General features: G+C 45.3%; 21 protein-coding genes. 15 read left to right on the top strand and 6 right to left on the bottom strand.

Annotated elements, in window-relative coordinates; translation table 11 throughout:
• Positions 1 to 138 precede the first annotated feature (138 nt).
• Both RSX24_RS29505 and RSX24_RS29500 read left to right on the top strand, forming a co-directional pair.
• A complete protein-coding gene (locus RSX24_RS29505) occupies positions 139 to 858 on the top strand; it encodes a response regulator transcription factor (RefSeq protein ID WP_343262628.1) in 720 nt (239 codons plus the stop codon).
• Entirely contained in the window at positions 849 to 1,952 is a 1,104-nt protein-coding gene (locus RSX24_RS29500; RefSeq protein WP_343262627.1) for a sensor histidine kinase, read from the top strand. The genes RSX24_RS29505 and RSX24_RS29500 overlap by 10 nt, the downstream gene beginning before the upstream one ends.
• Positions 1,953 to 2,277: 325 nt before the next feature.
• Here the strand turns inward: RSX24_RS29500 and RSX24_RS29495 are convergent, their stop codons facing one another.
• Positions 2,278 to 3,192: an AraC family transcriptional regulator gene (locus tag RSX24_RS29495; protein WP_343262626.1), complete on the bottom strand. Its 915-nt coding sequence runs from the start codon at positions 3,190 to 3,192 to the stop codon at positions 2,278 to 2,280.
• Between the two features lie 169 nt (positions 3,193 to 3,361).
• On the opposite strand from RSX24_RS29495, the gene RSX24_RS29490 reads away from it, so the two are divergent.
• From RSX24_RS29490 to xynC, 5 genes are all read left to right on the top strand, one after another.
• Positions 3,362 to 4,237, top strand: coding sequence for a fumarylacetoacetate hydrolase family protein (locus RSX24_RS29490; protein WP_339274588.1), 876 nt, complete (start codon positions 3,362 to 3,364; stop codon positions 4,235 to 4,237).
• A gap of 23 nt (positions 4,238 to 4,260) precedes the next feature.
• Positions 4,261 to 5,727: an alpha-ketoglutaric semialdehyde dehydrogenase GucD gene (gucD, locus tag RSX24_RS29485; RefSeq protein ID WP_343262625.1), complete on the top strand. Its 1,467-nt coding sequence runs from the start codon at positions 4,261 to 4,263 to the stop codon at positions 5,725 to 5,727.
• A 17-nt stretch (positions 5,728 to 5,744) separates the two neighbouring features.
• A complete protein-coding gene (locus RSX24_RS29480) occupies positions 5,745 to 7,721 on the top strand; it encodes a YjhG/YagF family D-xylonate dehydratase (protein WP_343262624.1) in 1,977 nt (658 codons plus the stop codon).
• Between the two features lie 72 nt (positions 7,722 to 7,793).
• Positions 7,794 to 9,431 carry a glycoside hydrolase family 43 protein gene (locus RSX24_RS29475; protein WP_343262623.1) on the top strand — a complete coding sequence of 546 codons (1,638 nt, stop codon included), beginning with the start codon at positions 7,794 to 7,796 and terminating at the stop codon, positions 9,429 to 9,431.
• A gap of 311 nt (positions 9,432 to 9,742) precedes the next feature.
• Entirely contained in the window at positions 9,743 to 11,425 is a 1,683-nt protein-coding gene (xynC, locus tag RSX24_RS29470; protein WP_438286905.1) for a glucuronoarabinoxylan endo-1,4-beta-xylanase XynC, read from the top strand.
• Positions 11,426 to 11,693: 268 nt separating this feature from the next.
• On the opposite strand, the gene RSX24_RS29465 is transcribed toward xynC, so the two are convergent.
• The gene (locus RSX24_RS29465; protein ID WP_343262622.1) at positions 11,694 to 12,251 is read right to left on the bottom strand and encodes a stalk domain-containing protein; all 558 of its coding nucleotides are present in this window, start codon (positions 12,249 to 12,251) and stop codon (positions 11,694 to 11,696) included.
• 346 nt (positions 12,252 to 12,597) lie between these two features.
• Between RSX24_RS29465 and RSX24_RS29460 the strand changes: the two genes are divergently transcribed.
• From RSX24_RS29460 to RSX24_RS29445, 4 genes are all read left to right on the top strand, one after another.
• A complete protein-coding gene (locus RSX24_RS29460; RefSeq protein WP_343262621.1) occupies positions 12,598 to 13,029 on the top strand; it encodes an SMI1/KNR4 family protein in 432 nt (143 codons plus the stop codon).
• A gap of 357 nt (positions 13,030 to 13,386) precedes the next feature.
• On the top strand, positions 13,387 to 13,908 hold the full coding sequence (locus tag RSX24_RS29455; RefSeq protein ID WP_343262620.1) for a class I SAM-dependent methyltransferase: 522 nt from the start codon (positions 13,387 to 13,389) through the stop codon (positions 13,906 to 13,908).
• 149 nt (positions 13,909 to 14,057) lie between these two features.
• Positions 14,058 to 14,492, top strand: coding sequence for a DUF7674 family protein (locus tag RSX24_RS29450; RefSeq protein WP_343262619.1), 435 nt, complete (start codon positions 14,058 to 14,060; stop codon positions 14,490 to 14,492).
• Positions 14,493 to 14,575: 83 nt separating this feature from the next.
• Entirely contained in the window at positions 14,576 to 14,818 is a 243-nt protein-coding gene (locus tag RSX24_RS29445) for a hypothetical protein (RefSeq protein ID WP_236414759.1), read from the top strand.
• A 196-nt stretch (positions 14,819 to 15,014) separates the two neighbouring features.
• On the opposite strand, the gene RSX24_RS29435 is transcribed toward RSX24_RS29445, so the two are convergent.
• Both RSX24_RS29435 and RSX24_RS29430 read right to left on the bottom strand, forming a co-directional pair.
• Positions 15,015 to 15,365, bottom strand: coding sequence for a DUF2178 domain-containing protein (locus tag RSX24_RS29435; protein ID WP_339274568.1), 351 nt, complete (start codon positions 15,363 to 15,365; stop codon positions 15,015 to 15,017).
• Positions 15,355 to 15,600 (bottom strand): helix-turn-helix transcriptional regulator, encoded by a 246-nt coding sequence (locus RSX24_RS29430; RefSeq protein ID WP_343262618.1) that lies wholly within the window; start codon positions 15,598 to 15,600, stop codon positions 15,355 to 15,357. The genes RSX24_RS29435 and RSX24_RS29430 overlap by 11 nt, the downstream gene beginning before the upstream one ends.
• A 299-nt stretch (positions 15,601 to 15,899) precedes the next feature.
• On the opposite strand from RSX24_RS29430, the gene RSX24_RS29425 reads away from it, so the two are divergent.
• The gene (locus RSX24_RS29425; protein ID WP_343262617.1) at positions 15,900 to 16,454 is read left to right on the top strand and encodes a dihydrofolate reductase family protein; all 555 of its coding nucleotides are present in this window, start codon (positions 15,900 to 15,902) and stop codon (positions 16,452 to 16,454) included.
• A gap of 119 nt (positions 16,455 to 16,573) precedes the next feature.
• Here the strand turns inward: RSX24_RS29425 and RSX24_RS29420 are convergent, their stop codons facing one another.
• Positions 16,574 to 17,131 (bottom strand): TetR/AcrR family transcriptional regulator, encoded by a 558-nt coding sequence (locus RSX24_RS29420; protein ID WP_236414755.1) that lies wholly within the window; start codon positions 17,129 to 17,131, stop codon positions 16,574 to 16,576.
• Positions 17,132 to 17,274: 143 nt separating this feature from the next.
• Here RSX24_RS29420 and RSX24_RS29415 point away from each other — a divergent pair, with 143 nt between their 5' ends.
• Together RSX24_RS29415 and ssuE are read left to right on the top strand one after the other, a co-directional pair.
• Positions 17,275 to 18,546 (top strand): acyl-CoA dehydrogenase family protein, encoded by a 1,272-nt coding sequence (locus RSX24_RS29415; RefSeq protein ID WP_343262616.1) that lies wholly within the window; start codon positions 17,275 to 17,277, stop codon positions 18,544 to 18,546.
• Positions 18,539 to 19,084: an NADPH-dependent FMN reductase gene (ssuE, locus tag RSX24_RS29410; RefSeq protein ID WP_343262615.1), complete on the top strand. Its 546-nt coding sequence runs from the start codon at positions 18,539 to 18,541 to the stop codon at positions 19,082 to 19,084. Before RSX24_RS29415 ends, ssuE begins: the two co-directional genes overlap by 8 nt.
• A 126-nt stretch (positions 19,085 to 19,210) precedes the next feature.
• Here ssuE and RSX24_RS29405 read toward each other — a convergent pair whose 3' ends face one another.
• Positions 19,211 to 19,687 carry a hypothetical protein gene (locus tag RSX24_RS29405; RefSeq protein ID WP_343262614.1) on the bottom strand — a complete coding sequence of 159 codons (477 nt, stop codon included), beginning with the start codon at positions 19,685 to 19,687 and terminating at the stop codon, positions 19,211 to 19,213.
• Between the two features lie 350 nt (positions 19,688 to 20,037).
• On the opposite strand from RSX24_RS29405, the gene RSX24_RS29400 reads away from it, so the two are divergent.
• Entirely contained in the window at positions 20,038 to 21,192 is a 1,155-nt protein-coding gene (locus RSX24_RS29400) for a stalk domain-containing protein (RefSeq protein ID WP_343262613.1), read from the top strand.
• Positions 21,193 to 21,645 lie beyond the last annotated feature (453 nt).

The following is a 21,645-nucleotide window of genomic DNA, read 5'->3' as shown; positions in this document are numbered from 1 at the left end:
AGGGAATGAAAGTAAAAATAAAGTAAACGGTACGGAAAAAACACGTAACATTTTACTTGAATCAACCTCCTGAATTTGTAAATGGAGTAAGATAGAAAGAGAAGATTCAGGACACGTTTGAAATGAGGGAAGATCAACATGGAATCTGCATCCATACTAGCCGTCGATGATGAAATCGGCATTTTGAAGCTGCTGGAGATCACGCTTCGGAAAGAGAATTTCACGCATATGGACACGGCATCATCGGGCAGAGACGCGTTGCAGCGCGTCAGAGAAAAGACGTATGATATGATTTTGCTGGATATCATGCTCCCGGATCTAAGCGGCTTTGAGCTCTGTACGGAGATTCGGAAACATACGAATGCACCGATTATTTTCATAAGCGCCCGCTCCACCGACTTCGACAAATTAACGGGGCTCGGGATCGGCGGAGACGATTATATCACCAAACCTTTTAATCCATTGGAGGTCGTTGCCCGAATCAAGGCGATCCTTCGCCGGGAAAAGATCCTGAAACGTTCATACCAACAAAACAAGGCGTACGATTACGGGGACTTCTCATTTCATCCGGAGTCGGCCACGTTAACCGTGAAGGGCCAAACCGTCGATTGCACGGCGAAGGAGCTGGACCTTCTTCATTTCTTCTGCAAGCACCCCAATCATATCTTTACGACGGGCCAGCTATACGAGTTGGTATGGGGAAATGATGTGTTCGGAGAAGAAAAAACGGTTACGATTCACATTTCCAAGCTGCGCAAGAAGCTCGGCGACGATACCCGAAAACCCAAAATCATCGTGAACTTAAGAGGAATCGGTTATAAATTCATCCCCCCGAATGAGGTACGGCTATGCGAATAAAAACTCGATTCACGATTCACTTGGCATTAGGGCTCGTGCTGTGGCTTCTAGGTACGGGGATATCTATTGCTATTATTGTGGAAGGCCTTCTTCCCTTGCTTGGTTTTCACATCAATATGGATGATGAGGGTCTTATCGTAGGGGGGATTTTCGGGGTTAGCACGCTGCTATGCATCGCTTTGTTCGGCTGGTATTTCGGCGGTCCGATCGGCTTCCTTATGTCCTGGATTCAGCAGCTCTCGCGGGACAACTACATGCAGCCCGGCAATATGGCGAACATATATAACCGAACCGGAAAATTACGCATGCGGTACCGCTTGTATAAGGAGGTGCTCCAGCAGCTTCAATCCTTGGGCAGTATCTTGCAAGCAAACGAAGTGGAGAGAAACCGGATCGAACAAGCCAAGCAGGAATGGATTGCGGGGATATCCCATGATTTGAAAACGCCCTTGACCTATATCAGAGGATATTCGGCTCTCTTATTAAATGAGCAATACGAGTGGTCGAAGGAAGAGGCGATGTCGTTCATCCGGGAAATGGACGGCAAAGGGAAGCATATGGAGGAATTGATACAAGATTTAAGCCTCGTCACACAGCTCCATAGCGCTGAAGGCGCGCTGCCACTGCAGAAGACGATGCAGGATATCGTCGAATTTACCAAAAGGGCAGTTGCGGATATCAGCAATACTCCGCAAGCAAGCAGCTACCGCTTGCATTTTCAAGCAGATCCGTCGGTCATTCACGTCGATTTTGACGTTAAATACATGCAGCGTATCCTGCAAAATATTATGATGAACTCCATCATCCACAATCCGGAACATACGGATATCTACGTCGAGATCGAGGAAACAGGAGAGCATGCGACGATTCGCATTGCAGACAACGGCGTAGGCATGCCGCCCCATACGGTAGAACATGTATTCCAGCAATATTTCCGTGGCACCACGACGGATGCTGCTTCCGACGGCACGGGATTGGGCATGGCCATCGTCTATAAGCTGGTTCAAGCCCATAACGGCACGATCACGGTTAAAAGTGAACTCTCACAAGGGACCTCGTTTACCATTCGATTGTTGAAATCAAATCCACACTAACGGATCTTTTTTAACGAGGACGGAACCATTCTTCAGGCGGAAAATGGCTTCCTGCGGCTTGAATGGGGGCCTTTTGAAGGAAAAGGGGAGAACGTGTATTACTTACAGAAGGCGCGAGCTTGGCTTCATTTACCTTAGAATTAACGGCTTAGCAGGTTCGACCTGCGTAATGAAATAGCAGCTGCTGGACGCCAGCAGCTGCTATTTCATTTGAACATCCGCAGTGCATATTTCGATGTGATTTTTGTAATGCCCTACGTGGGGGCCTGAGTATCTTATACGGAGACGTGTTTCGTACATCTCTCCGTTGATATGAGCGGATTCTTCAATGATCAGGGTGGTCGGCTGCTGGAGCCTGCTGGGAATGGCTGCGAAATTCGCTTGGCGCAATGCCTGTCCACCGCTTGAACTGCCTGCTGAAATGCGCATTGGTCTTATATCCTAACATCATCGCAATGTGGTCAATGCTTAGGTCGGTTTGCTTTAACAGCCGCTGGGCTTCGTTCAGAAGGGTTTCTGATAGAAACTTGCGCGGTGCTGTGCCATATACCTGCCGAAAAATTCGATTGACCTGCGACGGACTAATGTTCAGCGACTTGGCAATGTCCTGGATCCAGGTTCGCTCGCTATCCCGGATTTCACCATGAAGATGGATATATCTAACGGAATCCTCAATGTGCTCAGCGATTTGATGGGCGATGGCTTCTTTTCTGGATAAGGTCACGGATGCGTTCTGAGATAACTGGCCGACCAGGGAGCCGAGCAAATCGAATACGGCAGCATGCACCTTCATCTGTTTGGAGGAAGACAGCGGGATGGATAAGTGCTCCGTGGCCAGATCATACAGCGTACACAGTGAAGAGGAAAGTCCCAGGGCTAAATTCGAATCTGCCGGATAATAAATATCCTTGGACCGGTTGAGCTCTCTGCAAAAGGAGATATCATGTACGCTGAAATGAACGGAAAAGTACGAGAAGCCCTGCGGTCCGGCACCGGTGCAGGAATGGGTCATACCGGGGCGGATGAACAGAAGGTCTCCAGCAGACTGACTGTACAACTGTCCGTTAACCACCATGTCCATCTGACCGTTCAACATCCAGTGGATTTCATACATGGAATGCTCATGGGATGGATACGTCCAGTTGGAATCTACTTTTCTTGCATGCAGCCCCAGTAACTGAAAAGACATGCGAACATCGGGTAGACGGCCTAAATACATGGCTTCCGGGATTTTGGTCACAGCAACCTCCTCTTAATGCTCTGTATTCCAAATACTGATAAATTCATATTAACAGAAAAAAAATGCGTGAAAAGGGTAAGTCGTCGGAGTGATTAGCACATCGTCATGAATCTTAGCTGATGCTATGGTAGTGTTATCACCCCGAAGGGGAGAATGGGGGCAAGCATGAATGAGAATTATTCGATTTCTGGATGGACAACAGAAGTGGCTGGCAGCAGTTACGGATGATGAAAAAGCCTATCGTTTGCCGCAAGCAGATTTCATGACGCTGATCTATCAAGCAAGGGAGCGGGGAATTTCTCCGGTTCAACTGGTTGAAAGCGCTTTTAAACCGCTGAACGAGCTGAGCGGCGACTGGACTTCCCTGCACCTGATCACACCCGTGGAAGCTCCGGAAGTATGGGCGGCGGGTGTAACTTATCAGCGGAGCAGGGAAGCTCGAAACTATGAAGCAACGGATGGCAAGCTGGATGCGAACACCTTTTACGACAAGGTATATGATGCAGAACGTCCCGAGATCTTCTTCAAATCCACAGCAGCCCGCACCGTTGGACCGAATGAAGCGGTTACCCTTCGCAGCGATTCCACTTGGCAGATCCCGGAGCCAGAGCTCGGACTGGTGCTTGCCGCAGATGGCACCATTGCGGGATACATCGTGGGCAATGACATGAGCTGCCGGGACATTGAAGGGGATAACCCGCTCTATCTGCCGCAGGCCAAAATATGGCGCAGTTCCTGCTCGATCGGTCCGGCGATTCGTCTGGCGGAAACGGTCCGGAATCCTTATGACCTTAACATCGTCTGCGAAATATTCCGCGATGGGGAATTGGTGGTGAAGAGTGAGGCCAGTACAAGTGAATTAAACCGAAAGCTGGATGAACTGGTTTCCTTTTTAGCAAGAGACAACGATTTGTTTGACGGCACGGTTCTACTGACAGGTACCAATATTGTACCGCCCAATGATTTTACGCTTGAATCCGGAGACCGTATTGAAATATCCATAAGCGGGATTGGGACTCTCGTTAATCCTGTCATTTCAAACTAGTTGACTTAAGGAGGATGAAGGCGATGAGCGTTTTTCAGTTAGAGCAGACCTATAACAATTTTATTAACGGAGAATGGGTGAAGGCAGCGTCCGGAAAGACGGAACCCAGCATGAATCCGGCGAATCGAAAAGAAATCGTAGGGCATGTGCCTGCCTCCGGCGTAGAGGATCTGAACGATGCTGTGGCAGCGGCAAAAGCGGCTGCGAAGACCTGGCGGAGATTAACCGGCGCAGAACGGGGCAATTATCTTTTTCAGGCAGCAAACGTGCTGGAACGCCGGGCCGACGAGGTGGCGGAAGCCATGACGAGAGAAATGGGGAAAACATTTCCTGAAGCCAAAGGAGAGACGATGCGCGGCGTCGCCATCTTGAGGTATTACGCAGGGGAAGGCATGCGCAAAACGGGTGATGTGATTCCGTCGACGGATAGCGAAGCATTAATGTTCACGACCCGTGTACCGCTTGGCGTAGTCGGCGTAATTGCGCCATGGAACTTCCCGGTGGCTATTCCCATCTGGAAAACGGCACCTGCTTTGATCTATGGCAATACGGTTGTATTGAAGCCGGCCCAGGAAACGGCGGTTACGGCAGCCAAAATAATGGAATGTTTTGAGGAAGCCGGCATTCCGGCCGGGGTTCTCAATCTCGTGTGCGGCAAAGGCTCGGTAATCGGTTCCGCACTTGCCGAGCATCCGGATGTGAACGGCATAACGTTTACAGGCTCCAATGAAGTCGGAAAGCGGGTCGGCGCTGCAGCCCTTGCTCGTGGAGCCAAGTACCAGCTTGAAATGGGCGGCAAAAACCCGATCATCATTGCAGCCGACGCTGATCTGGATCTCGCTGTAGAGGGAACGATCAGCGGCGGCCTGAAATCAACGGGTCAAAAATGCACGGCCACCAGCCGCGTTATTATTGAACGCAAAGTTTATGATGCTTTCAAAGAAAAGCTTCTGTCGCAGATACAAGAAATCCGGTTGGGCGACGGCATGTCTGCCGGCAGCTGGATGGGCCCATGTGCAAGCGAAGGACAGCTCAACACCGTACTGAGCTATATTCAAAAAGGACAGGATGAAGGTGCAGTACTGCTCGCTGGAGGAAAAAGACCGGACAGTCCTGAGCTTGCAGAAGGATTCTATGTCGAGCCGACCGTATTTGAAGGTGTCGAATCACATATGTCCATTGCCCGGGAAGAAATATTCGGCCCGGTACTGGCCTTGATTCCGGTGGATTCCCTTGAAGAGGCTATAGCGTCGGCAAATGACAGTGATTATGGTTTAAGTGCTTCGATCTACACACAAAATGTCGGGGCTATGCTTTCGTTCATCCGGGATATGGATGCCGGACTTGTAAGAATCAATGCGGAAACGGCCGGTGTAGAGCTGCAGGCTCCGTTTGGCGGGATGAAAATGTCCAGTTCGCATTCCAGAGAGCAGGGACAAGCGGCTATCGAATTTTTCACCGCCATCAAAACCGTCTTCGTGAAGTCATAAACTGCGGGGAGGGTATCATGTACGAACAGATCATGTCGATTATGGGGGAGAAGGAGTCCGACTTCTTCGGGATTACAGCTCATGCTCCAGGGGCTGCAGGACATCTGCCTTTGACCGACGATTTGCTGCGAAATGCTCCAAGCGGCGACTTGTTCGGCATGTCCCAGAATGTTGGAATGGGATGGAAGCCTGGAGAATTAAACGGAAAACAGTTTCTGATCCTGAGTACGCAAGGCGGTATTCGAAACGAGGATGGCAGTCCTGCTGCTCTCGGTTATCATACGGGGCACTGGGAGGTTGGTCTGCTGATGAAGGCGGCGGCAGAAGAACTGTCCAGCCGCGGCGGAATCCCGTTTGCCGGCTATGTCAGCGATCCTTGCGACGGCAGGTCGCAAGGAACAACCGGCATGTTCGACTCGCTGCCGTACCGGAACGATGCCGCTATCGTATTCCGCAGATTGATTCGATCCCTGCCCACGCGAAAAGGCGTGCTCGGCGTTGCAACTTGTGATAAGGGACTGCCCGCCATGATGCTCGCGCTGGCAGGTATGCCGCAGCTGCCAGGAGTGATCGTTCCCGGCGGCGTTACCCTTCCGCCTACGAACGGAGAAGACGCGGGTAAAATTCAAACCATCGGCGCAAGGTACGCCAATGGTGAGCTTTCGCTGGAAATGGCATCGGAATTGGGATGCCGGGCTTGCGCTACACCGGGCGGCGGCTGTCAGTTCCTGGGGACAGCGGCAACAGCCCAGGTGGTAGCCGAGGCCATGGGCATGACGGTGCCTCATGCCGCTCTGGCTCCTTCAGGGCAGCCGATCTGGATCGAGATGGCACGGCAATCCTCGCGTGCACTCATCCATATGGAGACCCAAGGGATGAAGATGGCGGACATTGTCACAGATGCATCGATTCGCAATGCAATGATTGTACATGCCGCGTTCGGCGGATCTACCAATCTGCTTCTTCACATCCCGGCGATCGCTCATGCGGCTGGTTTAACGCTGCCCGGCGTTCAGGACTGGATTCAGGTCAACAAGAATGTTCCGAGACTGGTGAGTGCTCTGCCGAACGGCCCCATCTTTTACCCGACTATTCGTGTTTTCCAGGCCGGAGGTGTCCCCGAGGTCATGCTTCACCTCAGGCAGCTTGGTTTACTTGATGAGTCTGTTCCGACAGTAAGCGGCACATCTTTGGGGCAAGTGCTGGATTGGTGGGAATCGTCAGAACGCCGCCATGTCATGCGGAAACAATTGAAGGAGAAGGACGGCATTGATCCGGACAGCGTCATCATGAGTGCAGAACACTCGCAGCGTCTCGGGATTTCCTCCACCGTGACATTCCCGACCGGCAATATTGCCCCCGAAGGCTCGGTTATCAAATCCACCTCCATCGACCCGGATGTACTGGATGAGCACGGGGTATATCGTCATCGGGGTACAGCAAAGGTATTTACAACGGAACGTGAAGCGATCCGGGCGATCAAAACAGGCGGAATTCGGGCAGGGGACATCATCGTTCTGCTTGGACGGGGACCCTCCGGGACCGGGATGGAGGAGACCTATCAGCTTACGTCTGCGCTCAAGCATCTGTCCTTTGGAAAATACGTGTCACTCATTACCGATGCCCGGTTCTCCGGTGTGTCCACCGGTGCGTGTATTGGGCATGTTGGTCCCGAAGCGCTGGCCGGCGGGCCGATCGGCAAGCTGCGGAACGGTGACTTGATTGACATTGTGGTGGATCGAAGCACCCTGGATGGAAGCATTAATTTTGTCGGAGAAGAAGGGATGGAGGTTTCCCCCGAAGAAGGAGCACTCATCCTGGCACAGCGGCCTTTTCATCCGGATATGCAGCCAGATGAAGCGCTGCCGGAGGATACACGATTGTGGGCAGCACTGCAATCCGTCAGCGGTGGTACGTGGAGAGGCAATGTGTACGATGTCGAACGGATCATAACGGCTCTGGAGGCTGGCAAAAAAGCGCTGGGGTGGCACTGAAACCAAGCAACTCTGGCATCATGTTCTTACCTGTTTTGTACAGTTACCATTTACTTACCGGAGGTTTCTTTAATGAATACGATCAAAAATAGGATTACCAATCCCGTTCTCCCCGGTTTTCATCCTGATCCCTCCATATGCCGGGCTGGGGAAGATTATTATATCGCTACGTCTACCTTCGAGTGGTTCCCGGGTGTACGCATTCACCACTCCAGGGATCTGGTTCATTGGCGCGCGATGGCTGCTCCGTTGACTCGCATGGCTCAGTTGAACATGGAGGGAAATATTAATTCGGGAGGCGTATGGGCCCCTTGTCTCAGCTACGATAATGGCGTGTTTTATCTGATATACACCGATGTGAAGAGCCGGATAGGCGCTTTTAAAGATACTCATAATTATCTTGTAACAGCAACGGAGATTGAGGGCCCTTGGTCCGATCCGGTATATTTGAACAGCAGTGGCTTTGATCCTTCCTTGTTTCATGACGAAGATGGACGCAAGTGGCTGGTCAATATGATCTGGGATCACCGCAAAGGCAAAAACCGGTTTGCAGGCATCGTGCTGCAGGAATATTCGGTTCAGGAACAAAAGCTGGTCGGACCCGCGGTTAACATTTTTAAGGGAACGGAACTGGGACTGACGGAAGCGCCTCATCTGTATAAACACAACGAATACTATTATTTGATCACAGCTGAAGGCGGAACCGGATACGAGCATGCCGTTACGGTTGCCCGCTCTCGTTCGTTACAAGGTCCTTATGAGGTTGATCCGGCTAATCCGATTCTCACTTCACACGGCAGGACGGATTTACCGCTGCAAAAGGCGGGTCACGGCAGTCTCGTCGAGACGCACACGGGCGAATGGTACATGGCGCACCTAGTGGGAAGACCTGTTCAGGAGAAACACTGCATCCTTGGTCGTGAGACGGCTCTGCAGCGTTGTACTTGGAGTGATGACGGATGGCTAAGGCTTGCAAGCGGGGATCGGTATCCGGAGCTTCAGGTGACAGCACCGACGATCAAGCCGCACCCGTTTGAACCGCCAGGGGAGATGGACCATTTTGATCAGGCCGAGCTTCGCCACGATTGGAATACACTTCGCATCCCGCCGGATGCAACATGGCTTAGTCTGACGGAACGTCCAGGTTATTTACGCTTGCATGGGATGGAATCGATGAGTTCAACGCACAGACAAAGCATGCTTGCCCGCAGGTTGCAGGCTTTCGAGTGCGAAGCCGAGACGTGCCTTGAATTCGCGCCGGACCATCCGCAGCAAATGGCAGGACTTATTCTGTATTACGATACTCAGGATTACCTCTACCTACGGGTAACGCATCATGAAGACAAGGGGTTGTGCCTTGGCATCATTCAGTCCAAATACGGGGTGTATGATGAAGTTTTGGAGGAGGACATTCCACTGAAATCGGGGCATCGGATTCGCTTAAAAACCGTGGTCGATCATGATCGTGCCTGCTTTTACTATGCGTTAGACGATGATCCGTCATGGGTTCCGGCAGGCGGGTGGACGGATATCACACATCTGTGTGATGAATCCCCGGAATACATCCGGTTCACGGGAACCTATATCGGTCTGTGTGCGCAGGATCTTGGCGGGACCCGGAAACACGCTGATTTTGATTACTTTGTTTACAAGGAAACGAACAACCCAACGGCCTCCGATGAAAAAGGGACCAATTCGATTCACATCTGAACGAACCTCCTTGTTGTATACATTTTTGGAATATTAACTTGAGCTTGCTTCGTAATCGGCAGATGACTCCTATGTTCATTAGGGGTCATCTTTTTTATTGTCATTGAAATCCGACATGCCTGAGATCAAAAAATGAATGAACTATAATTTGTCAGGTTTTGGGGCGGGGAATAATATAGTAATATTTACAAATATAAGTCAAATTCTTTTGCAATTCGAGAGGGTGTGGTACGTACAATTCTATTGGGCACTGAACAAGTTTATAGTTTTGAATGCGCTCTCATAAGTATATCCATTTGAGGAAGGTGAACATGTTGAAATTGAACTTAAAAAGATCCGTCCATATTCTGTTAGCCTGTTTGACGGCTCTGCCCCTAATGTTAACTCCGACCCACGTGTCAGCAGCAAGTGATGCCAACATTAATTTATCCTCCGAAAAACAGCTCATCAAGGGTTTTGGGGGAATTAACCATCCGGCCTGGATCGGCGACTTGACGGCAGCTCAGCGTGAAACCGCCTTTGGTAACGGACAAAATCAGCTTGGGTTTTCCATTTTAAGAATCTATGTCGACGAAAATAGAAATAACTGGTACAGAGAGGTTGCTACCGCGAAAAGAGCGATAGAGCAAGGCGCCCTCGTATTCGCTTCACCTTGGAATCCGCCAAGCGACATGGTCGAAACCTTTAATCACAATGGGGATCCGAACGCCAAACGATTGAAATACGACAAATATGCCGCGTACGCGCAGCATCTGAACGACTTTGTCACTTATATGAAAAATAATGGCGTAGACCTGTATGCCATCTCGGTACAAAATGAGCCGGATTATGCCCATGACTGGACCTGGTGGACACCGCAGGAGATGCTTCGTTTCATGAAGGAGAATGCCGGTTCCATTCAAAATACCAAGGTCATGGCACCTGAATCGTTCCAGTATTTGAAAAACATGTCTGACCCGATCCTGAATGATCCTCAGGCACTCGCCAACATGGACATTCTGGGAGCACATACCTATGGAACTCAGTTCAAAGATTTTGCATACCCGCTCTTTAAGCAAAAAGGAGCAGGCAAAGAACTGTGGATGACCGAGGTGTATTACCCGAACAGTGACAACAACTCGTCGGACCGCTGGCCTGAGGCACTGGACGTATCTTACCATATGCATAACGCCATGGTTGAAGGGGATTTCCAGGCTTATGTATGGTGGTACATTCGGAGACAATACGGTCCGATGAATGAGAACGGGACCATTAGCAAACGTGGATATAATATGGCCCATTTCTCGAAATTTGTACGGCCAGGCTACTACAGAGTAGATGCTACCAAAAATCCGGATACCAATACTTTCGTTTCGGCCTATAAAGGCGACAACAAGGTGGTCATTGTGGCAATTAATCGCGGTACCTCGGCTGCAAGCCAAAAATTCGTTCTGCAGAACGGGAACGCCTCTACGGTATCCTCATGGGTTACGGACAGCAGTCGAAACCTGGCAAGCGGAGCACCGATTACGGTGTCCGGTGGAGCCTTTACGGCACAACTGCCAGCCCAAAGCGTAACCACGTTCGTAGCCGATCTCACCGGCGGCGGCGTTAACCCGGGTAGTGGAACCACATACGAGGCAGAGACGGGCACCACACTTACCGATGCTGTCATTGAGACCCTCTATCCTGGATACACGGGGTCTGGATACGTGAACTTCAACGCATTGACAGGTTCGGCCATTCAATGGAATGCCATCAATAACGTGATAACAGGTACCAAAAACGTAAAGTTTCGCTATGCGCTGGAAAGCGGAACGCGTAATCTCGACATTTATGTCAACGGGACCAAAGTCATCAGCAACGAACCTTTCCCGGCAACTGGCAGCTGGTCGACTTGGAGTGAAAAAACCATTCAGGTTCCCATGAACGCGGGAACCAATACGATTACAGTGGTAACAACCGGCACGGAAGGGCCGAATGTGGATAATATCACGGTTACAGCCGTGCAATAAATGTGCCGTTCTGCTTATGTAAGACAATAAATATGCTAACCCCCGTTCTGCATTCGATCCGCTAGCCGGTATCCTGCGACGGGGGTTACTCATGATGTTTTAATGGCCATACCATACATCAGTCGCAAACGCAGCATTGTCCAAGCGGCTGCTTTTATTCAACTGACGTGCGAGTATCCTATAGATGGGTGTCCATGGACTAAGACAAAAAGAAACCTCTCCCGGTGATAACCGAAAAAGGCTCGTAAGAATAAATAAACGATCGTAATTAATCATTAAACTCAACAAACACATGCATATACTTATCGAATCCTGGAAGACCAGTCGTTCCTTTGATATCCAAAAATTTAAGTTTTTCTTCCCAATTTACTCTTTCTTGATCCGAGTCATCAGCAGCTACTTCAAAAATATATGCTAGGACAAATGCATCGATACTTGAAACCCCGTTTTTCAATTGGACCCAATCTTGCGGAAGAGTAACCTGGCTCTTTCCCACAATGATGTCCTTTCCTGAGAAATTGAGAATCAATTCTTTTCCCTGATTTTTAATGGTGGTAACTTTGTTCTTTCCATCCCATTGGATTGTTGCTCCTGATTGTTTAAAGACATCCTTTACAGGAACATAAACGGAATTATAATCAGTGGTAGTTAATTTGTGATTCTTTGTGATATTTAGCTCTACCTTCTTTAGTGAAGCTTTATATACATTCGCCGCACGCTCCTTAAAAGGTAGATCCAACAAGGATTGGTCCAAAGCAGCAGAGGCAACGGACCCTACACCCACAATTAAAGTTAACATCAACAATAGAGAAACGATCCGCTTCATCTTGATTCCTCCTAAAGTAATTTGTTTACGTAACATAAACGCTACAAGCTGGATAAATGTTTCCTTTAACATCCAGTTGTATTGAATGATGGCGAACTAGAGCCAAATGATTTTTCTGGTTTAGAATCAAGCGAGGGAACTTTTTTCTAACTGATGAATCCGCACTATTAGAGGTAATTCTGCATTCCGTGCCTGTTTCAAGGCGTCGACGTCTTCAAGACCTAGGTAGAGGATCTGATTTACGTGGAATACCTCTCAAACAAACAAGAGCGCAAACGATCATTATAAAGAATTGCTCTTAATCAATAAAAATACAAAGTAGACATATTGGGAGGTGGGCTATTGTATGTGGAAAAAATACTTTCAGGGAATCTCAGAGGAGTGCACATTCGGCACTCCTGCAACAAAAGACGAGATTGACAAGGTTGAAAGCTTGCTCAATGTGACTCTCCCACAGGAATTGAAAGAAATCATGTTAGAGACAAATGGGGTGAAGGGGAGTTATGATCTGGGGCTGATATGGCCATTGGACCGTATTATGAATGAAAACAAGCATTATAGAGATGGTTTTTTAGAAGAGTATTATATGCCATTTGAAAATCTAGTCTTCTTTGCAGAGAGTGGTATTGGTGATTTGTTTGCCTTTCCAGTATCCCAAAATAGAGTTTGCAGAGATGATGTGTTTGTATGGAATCATGAAAATGATAGCCGAATGTGGGTCGCGCCTTCAGTGACTAAGTACGTAGAATGGTGGTTAAATGGGATCATAAAGATTTAGCTTTACGTGCCGCATAAATGATGTATAATTCGTTGTTATGCTAACGGGAAACGATAGCTCAATAACATAAAAAGCCGATCATTGTGATTGGCTACTTTCATTCGTCTAACGGGAGGTTAGCACAATGATTCTGCAATTTCACAGTTGGAGCTTGAAAGCTTTTCTAAGGGGATGTATAACGTGATTCGCTCGGAAGTATTCTGTTTGAACAAGGAGTTTTTGATAGATATCACATCGTTCCATCCGGAAGTGATTTAAATCCATTTATATCCAGAATATGTATGCTAAACTTTATATAAATATGTAAAGGAGTGGCATGGTATAAAAGAGGATATCAGAGTAGTTATTGGCGCTGGAATGTATAATAACAATCCTGAGTGGATACAAACTCAGGAATCAGAGTTGAGTTTACTACAAAGAAATCAATGGGCAGATCGTTTTACACCTAATACGATAACATCAATCTTAGCAGAACATGTTTGGGAACACTTAGATTTTGACGAAGGTGTAAAAGCAGCAAAAATATGCTTTGAATTTTTAAAACCCGGCGGTTATGTACGTTGCGCGGTTCCAGATGGTTATTTTCCCAATGAAGAATATCAAAATGAAGTGCAAATTGGAGGACCAGGACCAGTTGACCATCCAGCTGCTTCTCATAAGATTGTATATAATTATAAGACTTTAACTATCATGTTTAAAGCTGCTGGATTCAATGTGCGTTTACTCGAATATTGTGATAAAGAAGGTAAATTTCGTTACAAGGAATGGGACAAAAACAAAGGTTTAATTTTCCGTTCCAAACGTTTTGATCATAGAAATATTAATGGTAAATTAGGCTTTGTCTCATTGATTATTGATGCAGAGAAGCCTGCCAAGTGATTAAATTAACGGGAAACGATAGCTTGATAAAAACATTAAGGTAGCCGATCTCAACATGGTCGGCTGCTTTTGTTCGACTAACGGGCAGGTTAGTTTAACAAATAAGTCGAAGAGTTAAGAGGGATTAACCTTGCTAAAGGAGGAAAGAGATGACGGTGAATTATAAAAACGTTGTTCACGAAATGCGTAGGCTATTGCCGGTATTAAATACGCTATACATAAAAGAGCTAAATGAACTATGGAAAGAAGAGGGGGAGATTCCGCCTCACGTTGCATTTGGCAATATACTGAATCCATATTTAATCAACCGACTCCAAATTAACTATAAATTAACCAAAAGTGAGGAAAATTTACTTGTTATAATTTTTGGGTTTATTGAACAAATGGCTTTAAGTAATGATGTTGATGTTCGAAATGTTGTAAGTGTAACCGTTATGGCTCGGCTAGGCGACGATACAACAGTTTATACTAACGCCTTGAAATATCTAGGGGAACAAACAAAAGTATTGTCTAAAGAAATTGAGTCGAGTTATGGAAGAAGTGAAAATCTAAAGATTCTAGATTCAACTATCGAGAAACTTTAGTTTAACTAAGAGGTGCCGTTATTAATCTTTATGTATCAATACTTTTGAGCTTACAGGCTGGATAGCAACTGGCGGTGATGAACTTGATCGTTGAAATTGATGGTTATTTTGAAAATGTACTTATCATCGGCAAAACATGTTCAATTTCGGAATTAAGAAAGAAATATGAAATAGCCAAAACCTGTTGTACAAACATAAGTGAATTTGCAGATATTTTTTGTAGGATGTTTCAATTTGAGCGTCTACCTTCTTCAGAAGAAATAGATGTCAGGCCAAATGTTGTAATTGATACGGATACTGACCGTATTTATGCGCCACGACATTGAACTAACGGGAAACGTAAACTCAATATAACCAAGAGAGCAGCCGATCATAGTGATCAGCTGCTTTGGTGTAAACTTGGAACAATTCATCGTTGTATCGAGCAAATTCATTCGTAAATCCATGCCCATTAGGTAAAACACGAGTACAACCAGTAATAACGAGCCCTACTGCACCCCAATCTCGCTTCTCGATCTTTCCTTATGAAAAATCCCTTTTATATTGGACGGCCATGTAAATTCCACCGGCTAGAAATGCCAGCGTATATTTGAACAAGAAGAAGATGGTCCACATATCGTCTTTAGGAAAAATGATGTCACATAGAATAATGGCCAACAGCATGTAGGAACTGCTTTTCAAAAAGATTTTATTGGTCCGTTCGTCGTCTTGCCCGGTTTTCTTATACAATACATACACTAAAATTGCGCTCCCCATAACCAGTAAAAAACCAACTCCAATGAGAATATTCCAATTTGCCGTAGATTGTTCAGCCCAGGACTTTAAAGGGGAAAAAATAGCATTATGGACATCTGAGAAGAACTTAGTTATCATTTTGATCATTTCCTTTCACATAAGTAAAAATATCGTTTACATCGACATTAAAAAAAGCGGCAATTCGAAAAGCTAACAGCAAAGTTGGAACATAATTTCCTTTTTCCATGACGAAGATGGTTTGTTTGGAAACCCCGACTTTCTCTGCTAATTCTTGCTGAGACATTCTGGCAAGTACACGATATTCGTAAACCTTGTTTGATATCGAATCACCAAAATCTTTCTTCACGACCATCACCTCATGGATCGATTATAAACTCAATGTTTATAAAAGTAAAGTAAACTTATACAAAGGTATGAAATATATTTATTTTTGCTTAGATTACTTTGTCTTAACAGAGCCAGAATGTAGAAAGTACCGGCTAACGGAGAGGCAGAACCAATCTGGTGAAGCGAAGCGGTCAGCCTAATTCAACGAATGAATTTATAGCTCTACTAACCTAATTGAAAAGAACCTTCTCTTCTTAACTACGACGTGATTTGTCGTAATTCAGATCTATACTGAAGGTAGATGAATGAAAGGAGATGCAAGGGATGAACCGAAGAGTTATTTTAGATCTAGCCGTTACGTTAGATGGTTTCATTGAAGGGAAAAATGGGGAAGTGGATTGGTGCATCATGGATCCTGATATGGAGTTTAATCACTTTCTGAGTCAAATTGATACGATTTTCTACGGAAGAAAAAGCTATGATTTATGGGGACAACTTACTCCAGAAAATGAATCTACGGATGCTGAGAAAGAGCTTTGGGATTTGGTTCATGCGAAAGAGAAATATGTATTTTCCAGGACTAAAAACGAGACGGATCATAAAGTGACCTACATTAATAATAATATTATGGAAGAAGTCATTAAAATAAAAAATAAACCGGGTAAAGATATTTGGTTATATGGTGGAGCAAATCTGATAACTACGTTTATTCATTTAGGGTTAGTTGACGAATTTAGATTATCCATTCACCCTGTCATATTAGGGGAAGGAAAACCGCTATTTATGGATATGAAACAGAGAATAAACTTGAAAACGGTGGATACAAGAACGTTTGCTTCCGGTGTCGTGCAAGTCATCTACCATTTAGATGAGAAATAAGCGAAGCACAAGAACCCTTCAAACCCACGTTAACGGTGGTTTCGAGGGGTTTTTCGTTCAATGTTAGGGACTGGCTTGTCCGTCGGTTCCATCGGGATCGGTTTTTTGGTGCAATGAGACTATTCTGCGAAAGTCCATTCTGAAAAGATATTCATCTTTTTGTATAATTCCTCTTCATCAATAGACATGTTGTTCTCCATCCACCAATTTAACACACCAAGAACAGCTCCGATGTAGGCTTCCAGTTTAATTTGTATTTCTATGGAATCTACTTCAATGGAGTGATGCTCAACCAAGTATTTCTTCATACCTGCCCCCATATCCCTCCGCAGCAAATTCCTTAAGGAATCTCTTTCCTCAAATAAAAGCTGTGAAAATAATGTTTTATGTTTCGCTGCAACGGAAAACAATTCCCGAAAATTATCGAACGGAGAAAGGGATACCTCGGCAAAGTTCTTGAATTCTTCCTCGGCAATTTGCTGCACGGCACGTGAAAGTAAATCAAATTTATCCTGAAAATGCGTATAGAACGTAGTCCGGTGCACCATCGCCAAATCACAAATTTGCTTCACCGTTATATGTTCAAATGAGTGTTTGCCCATGAGATCAAATAGAGCATTGTACAGGAGCTTATGGGTTCTTCTGACTCTAAGGTCTTCCGTTGTTTTATTTACCATGACAGATTCCTCTCTGTGTATCGTTTTTCGACATATTGGCGTTTTTATCGGTTGATGAGGCCTATTATACATCATATTATTTATTCTACAAATACATTTTAAATATACAGATGTATAATTCGAAAACAAGGAGCGATATACGAATGGCTAACTTAAGCAGCGACCATCAGCTCACCACACTTGAACGTCAATTACTAAACAAAGCTACAGCGTTAGTTCCCTATCTTCAAAAATTCGGAACGATGATTGATGAAGAAAGACATATTCCTGAAGAGGTTATTCAGAAAGTTTCGGATGCGGGTTTGTTTAAGCTTGGCACACCGAAAAAGTACGGAGGTCATGAGGTAAGTATCCGTGCCATGGTTGAAATTATTTCCGAGGTGGCCAAGGGGAACGGCTCTGTTGGCTGGGTCGTTCAAATCATTAACGGCAACAACTATACGGCTTCATTGTCTTTATCTTCCGAAGCATTGGATGCTCTCTTTGGTCAGCAAGAGGAAGTACGTTTTTGTTCCGTCTTAGCAGCACGCAAAGCTGTAGTGAAAAAAGTAGACGGGGGCTATTGGGTAGAGGAGGGCTTTTGGGGATTCGGTTCAGGTTCCAAGCATGCAACCCATGCTTTGTTAAATCTGAATGACGCAAAGTCCATGCAGGAAAGCGAAAATTTGGGGATGATGTTGGGTGTCGTTCCGATGAGTGAAGTTACCATTATAGATGACTGGTACACGATGAGTTTAAAAGGGTCGGCAAGTAATAGTCTGGAAATCAAAAATGTCTTTATTCCAGAGAAATATGTCGTCAGCCAGGACACGAAACAAATGAGTTCTTTGCCTGTTGAATTAAAAGGGCGTGACAAATACAAACCTTATGTACAGCTTATTACAAGTATTACGACCGGGATCAGTGCGATTCTCGGACTGGCCAGAGAGGCTGTCGAGTATTTTGTTGAAAAAGCGCCTCATCGAGGAATAACGATGACCATCCATCATTCTCAGGCGGAAGTGGGCCATATTCAGTATAAAGTAGGGCTTGCCGCCATGAAAGTCGAATCCGCTCATCTTCATATCAGTCGAGCCATTGATCATCTGGAGCGTCATGTGCAAAATGCAGAAGGATTCAGCCTAAAGGAAGTGGCTCAGCTTCAGACGGATATGACCTATGCAGCGATGTTATGCTGGGAAGCCGTAGATATGCTAATGGCGGAGAGCGGAGGGAGTGTCATTGCCGATTCCAATCGCTTGTCTCAAATCTTTCGTGACATTAGAGGCGGCTCTAATCATGCGCTGACTACGGCATCTACCGGGCTTGAGCTATACGGAAGAGTACTAATGGGCTTACCGCCACAGCATGGGATGACATTAGCTTACGCATCGTCTCTAGGATCAGCTGTTGGAGCTGAAGCAAATAATGAGTAAAATAGCGATCATTTCTGGAAGTCTCAACAATAGATCTCGGGTAAACGGCGTTGTTCAATATGCCAAACTGAAATTGGAGCAGCAAGGCTGCGAAGTAGCGATCATCGATGTGTACTCCTTGCCTCCGGCTGATTTGATGCACGCCAATTTCAACAGCAAGCCCATATTAAGCGCACATGCCAAAGTGGAAGAAGCGACAGGAATCATTATTGCAAGCCCGGTGTATAAAACAACCTATACAGGCATCCTTAAAGCTTACGTTGATTTATTGCCGCAAAAAGCCTTTAAAGATAAAATCGCAGCTGCCTATTTTGTAGGAGGTACCCTTTCGAACTTGCTTTCCATCGACTATGCGTTGAAGCCCCTTTTAGCCTCGATGGGAACTAAATCTTTTGCGGAAAATGTATTTGCCATCGACAGTCAGATCGAACGTATTGAAGTTCGTAACCAAGACATTCAATTCCAATTAGATCACGAAATCCAGCAGCGTATGGATGCCTCAATATCGGATTTGATTGCCTACACCAAACGCATCTGAGGATAAGATAAAGGGAAACAATAGCTCAATAATATCAAGAAAGCAGCTGATCAATGTGATCGGCTGCTTTTGTTCAACTAAAGGGCAGGTTAACGTAGGATAGGGACGTGAATGAAACGGAGCTTATCAATCTATATAGATTGAACTTGATGGAACATCGGTATCAGTCGGGTTTTCATCATTTAAGGTTTTACCTAAGAGCAACGAATTGGGATAATTTTTAGAAAATTCTGCTTCATCTACTTTTAAAAAAAACTCGCCTTCAAAAATTAGTTGATTCGTATTAGGCCCGATTTCATCTATAGTTCTTGCTATCTCTGATTCCTTAAAGATACTTTGTTCATCTGCTCGCACGAACATGCCATGAGGTGTATAGAATTGACTATAATACCCTTTTGCGATTTTTGATTCTACGGATTCTACGTTTTTTACTGATTCTTCGGATTTCACATTATTTGTTGAAAAATTCGTGTTAACAGGATTTTTATCTGTCTTATTTACGGTTTCCATTTCTGGATAGGTGTCTGCTTTTGAATTGGAAATTAATGACACTCCTGAAATAATAGTCACTGCAAAGGCTATTAAATATATTTTCTTAAACATATTATCCCCGCCTTTCTATACCAACAATTATTTCCTACTTTAAAACATATATTCACCAAAAAATGGTAAGGGCCTATTTGGCTTTACAGTGCCACTGGTCTCCGAAAGGATAACAACGCAAAATCCCGACTCATGGCGAGCATAAAGGAGCCAAACTGTTTGCTGCCAGCGACTACGAGACGGGTCATAAATCAATAACACAATGAAAGCGGCGGATCAACTGTGATGGGCTGTTCAACTAACGAGCAGAATACTTACATTACTCTTCAATACAACTTTTCTTTGCAAACTGCGTCTTAATTCAAGCAACATTGGCTAGTTTATACAGTGATTGGAGAGGAATGGTCAGAATGAAGAAATACCTTGCTGGATTATTAATTATTTTTGTCCTATGTTTTGGCTTACCAAGACAGGCTTACATGGAGGCGTTTAACCAACAGCCTTTAGCTTTTGAGGATATCAACCTAGAACAAGCGATTAAGTCATTATTGAATAAAAACGACGATGAATCACTGACAAAAGAGGATTTAGAGTCACTGACCGACGTTAATTTATCGGGTAAAGGAATTAAGAGTTTGCAGGGTTTGGAGTATGCAGTCAATATGACGACTTTGGATTTGAGTGACAATCAAATTGAGGATATTAAGCCCCTCAGGAAGTTAACGAAGTTGACAGATTTATCGGTATCTAGGAACCAATTCAATGATCTTTCAGCGCTAGCGGGACTAGTTAATCTGAATACGTTGTCCATAAGTTCTAACAAGATCACAGATCTAAAGCCGCTAGCAGGATTGGTTAATCTTTGGAGACTCGATGCTGCGAATAATAACATCAAAGATCTTGCTCCTTTATCTAAATTAACTAACTTACTTTCTCTGGATTTATCATCTAACCAGATCTATGATTTGGAGCCGTTGAGAAATCTTCAAAGATTGTCTTACCTCTATTTGAAAAATAATCGAGTCTGGGATTTAGAACCGCTCCAACAACGTGGTTTTTTACCGTATTATGATACGGGTGCATTCATTGAACCACTTGCACTGCAAAATAACTATTTAGATTTAAGCAAGGGATCGAAAACATATAAATTATTTGTGAAAATGGCAGGAAATGAGTTGCCTGGCGGTCAGCGTAAGACACAGCGCTTGGTGATCGGCAGCACGACTGCTTATGTTGGAGAAAGTGCTTATCGTATTACCACAGCGCCATTTATTCAGACAGGACGTACCTATGTGCCGATCCGTTTCATCTCCGAGAAGCTTGGGGCAGCCGTGAATTGGAAGCAGAGCACCAAAGAGGTAACGATTCAGAAGGATGGTAAAACGATTCGTTGGGTTGTAGGGAACAGGCAGGTAAAAGTAAACCAGCAAACGGTGATGCAAGATGCTCCTTTACTTCTGAAGAACGGCAGTGCGTTCGTTCCTGTTCGTTTTGTGGCGGAGCAGTTAAATACTTCCGTTGAATATATGGGAAGCAAGCATATGGTCGTGATTTTCAAAAATTAAGCAGCATAATGGAGTTACAAAATAATATTTGTAGATAAGGACTCAGTTACCATGCCTCAAAACAAGAGTAAAATATGTAGACCGGCATTAAACTAACGGGAAACGATTGCTCAATAATATCAAGAAAGCAGCTGATCAATGATCGGCTGCTTTTGTTGTGTTTTGGAAATCATTCATAATGTCTGAAGCCGCAATGTCGAAGCCGACAGCCTCAATATCCCTACTAAAGATGTAAAGTTTAATTGACCCGTGACATCAAATCTTACCCTGCTCTAAGTGGAAGAAGCTTTACACTAAGCTCTCAGTAGAAAGATTCATTTTCGTATATCCCGATAAATGTTCAGACCCCATTGCTGTTTCCTTGGAGGAATGGCTCCAGTGTGGGATAATGATACTAAATCACAGTGGCTTAAATCTTGGTTCATGGAATGGCACACATATTGAATTGGTATG

It is taken from the genome of Paenibacillus hubeiensis (assembly GCF_032334105.1).
GTDB classification, from domain to species: domain Bacteria; phylum Bacillota; class Bacilli; order Paenibacillales; family Paenibacillaceae; genus Paenibacillus; species Paenibacillus hubeiensis.
Note: the sequence above shows the minus strand (reverse complement) of the source record. Positions and strands in the feature narration are given on the sequence as shown.

Excerpts from the sequence above, each read along its gene's own strand:
- RSX24_RS29490 (WP_339274588.1), top strand. The coding sequence starts at position 3,362 with ATGAGAATTATTCGATTTCTGGATGGACAACAGAAGTGGCTGGCAGCA.
- RSX24_RS29460 (WP_343262621.1), top strand. The coding sequence starts at position 12,598 with ATGTGGAAAAAATACTTTCAGGGAATCTCAGAGGAGTGCACATTCGGC.
- ssuE (WP_343262615.1), top strand. The coding sequence starts at position 18,539 with ATGAGTAAAATAGCGATCATTTCTGGAAGTCTCAACAATAGATCTCGG.
- RSX24_RS29480 (WP_343262624.1), top strand. The coding sequence starts at position 5,745 with ATGTACGAACAGATCATGTCGATTATGGGGGAGAAGGAGTCCGACTTC.
- RSX24_RS29465 (WP_343262622.1), bottom strand. The coding sequence starts at position 12,251 with ATGAAGCGGATCGTTTCTCTATTGTTGATGTTAACTTTAATTGTGGGT.
- RSX24_RS29425 (WP_343262617.1), top strand. The coding sequence starts at position 15,900 with ATGAACCGAAGAGTTATTTTAGATCTAGCCGTTACGTTAGATGGTTTC.
- gucD (WP_343262625.1), top strand. The coding sequence starts at position 4,261 with ATGAGCGTTTTTCAGTTAGAGCAGACCTATAACAATTTTATTAACGGA.
- RSX24_RS29455 (WP_343262620.1), top strand. The coding sequence starts at position 13,387 with ATGTATAATAACAATCCTGAGTGGATACAAACTCAGGAATCAGAGTTG.
- RSX24_RS29405 (WP_343262614.1), bottom strand. The coding sequence starts at position 19,687 with ATGTTTAAGAAAATATATTTAATAGCCTTTGCAGTGACTATTATTTCA.
- RSX24_RS29415 (WP_343262616.1), top strand. The coding sequence starts at position 17,275 with ATGGCTAACTTAAGCAGCGACCATCAGCTCACCACACTTGAACGTCAA.
- xynC (WP_438286905.1), top strand. The coding sequence starts at position 9,743 with ATGTTGAAATTGAACTTAAAAAGATCCGTCCATATTCTGTTAGCCTGT.
- RSX24_RS29430 (WP_343262618.1), bottom strand. The coding sequence starts at position 15,600 with ATGGTCGTGAAGAAAGATTTTGGTGATTCGATATCAAACAAGGTTTAC.
- RSX24_RS29450 (WP_343262619.1), top strand. The coding sequence starts at position 14,058 with ATGACGGTGAATTATAAAAACGTTGTTCACGAAATGCGTAGGCTATTG.
- RSX24_RS29500 (WP_343262627.1), top strand. The coding sequence starts at position 849 with ATGCGAATAAAAACTCGATTCACGATTCACTTGGCATTAGGGCTCGTG.
- RSX24_RS29475 (WP_343262623.1), top strand. The coding sequence starts at position 7,794 with ATGAATACGATCAAAAATAGGATTACCAATCCCGTTCTCCCCGGTTTT.
- RSX24_RS29400 (WP_343262613.1), top strand. The coding sequence starts at position 20,038 with ATGAAGAAATACCTTGCTGGATTATTAATTATTTTTGTCCTATGTTTT.
- RSX24_RS29420 (WP_236414755.1), bottom strand. The coding sequence starts at position 17,131 with ATGGTAAATAAAACAACGGAAGACCTTAGAGTCAGAAGAACCCATAAG.
- RSX24_RS29435 (WP_339274568.1), bottom strand. The coding sequence starts at position 15,365 with ATGATAACTAAGTTCTTCTCAGATGTCCATAATGCTATTTTTTCCCCT.
- RSX24_RS29505 (WP_343262628.1), top strand. The coding sequence starts at position 139 with ATGGAATCTGCATCCATACTAGCCGTCGATGATGAAATCGGCATTTTG.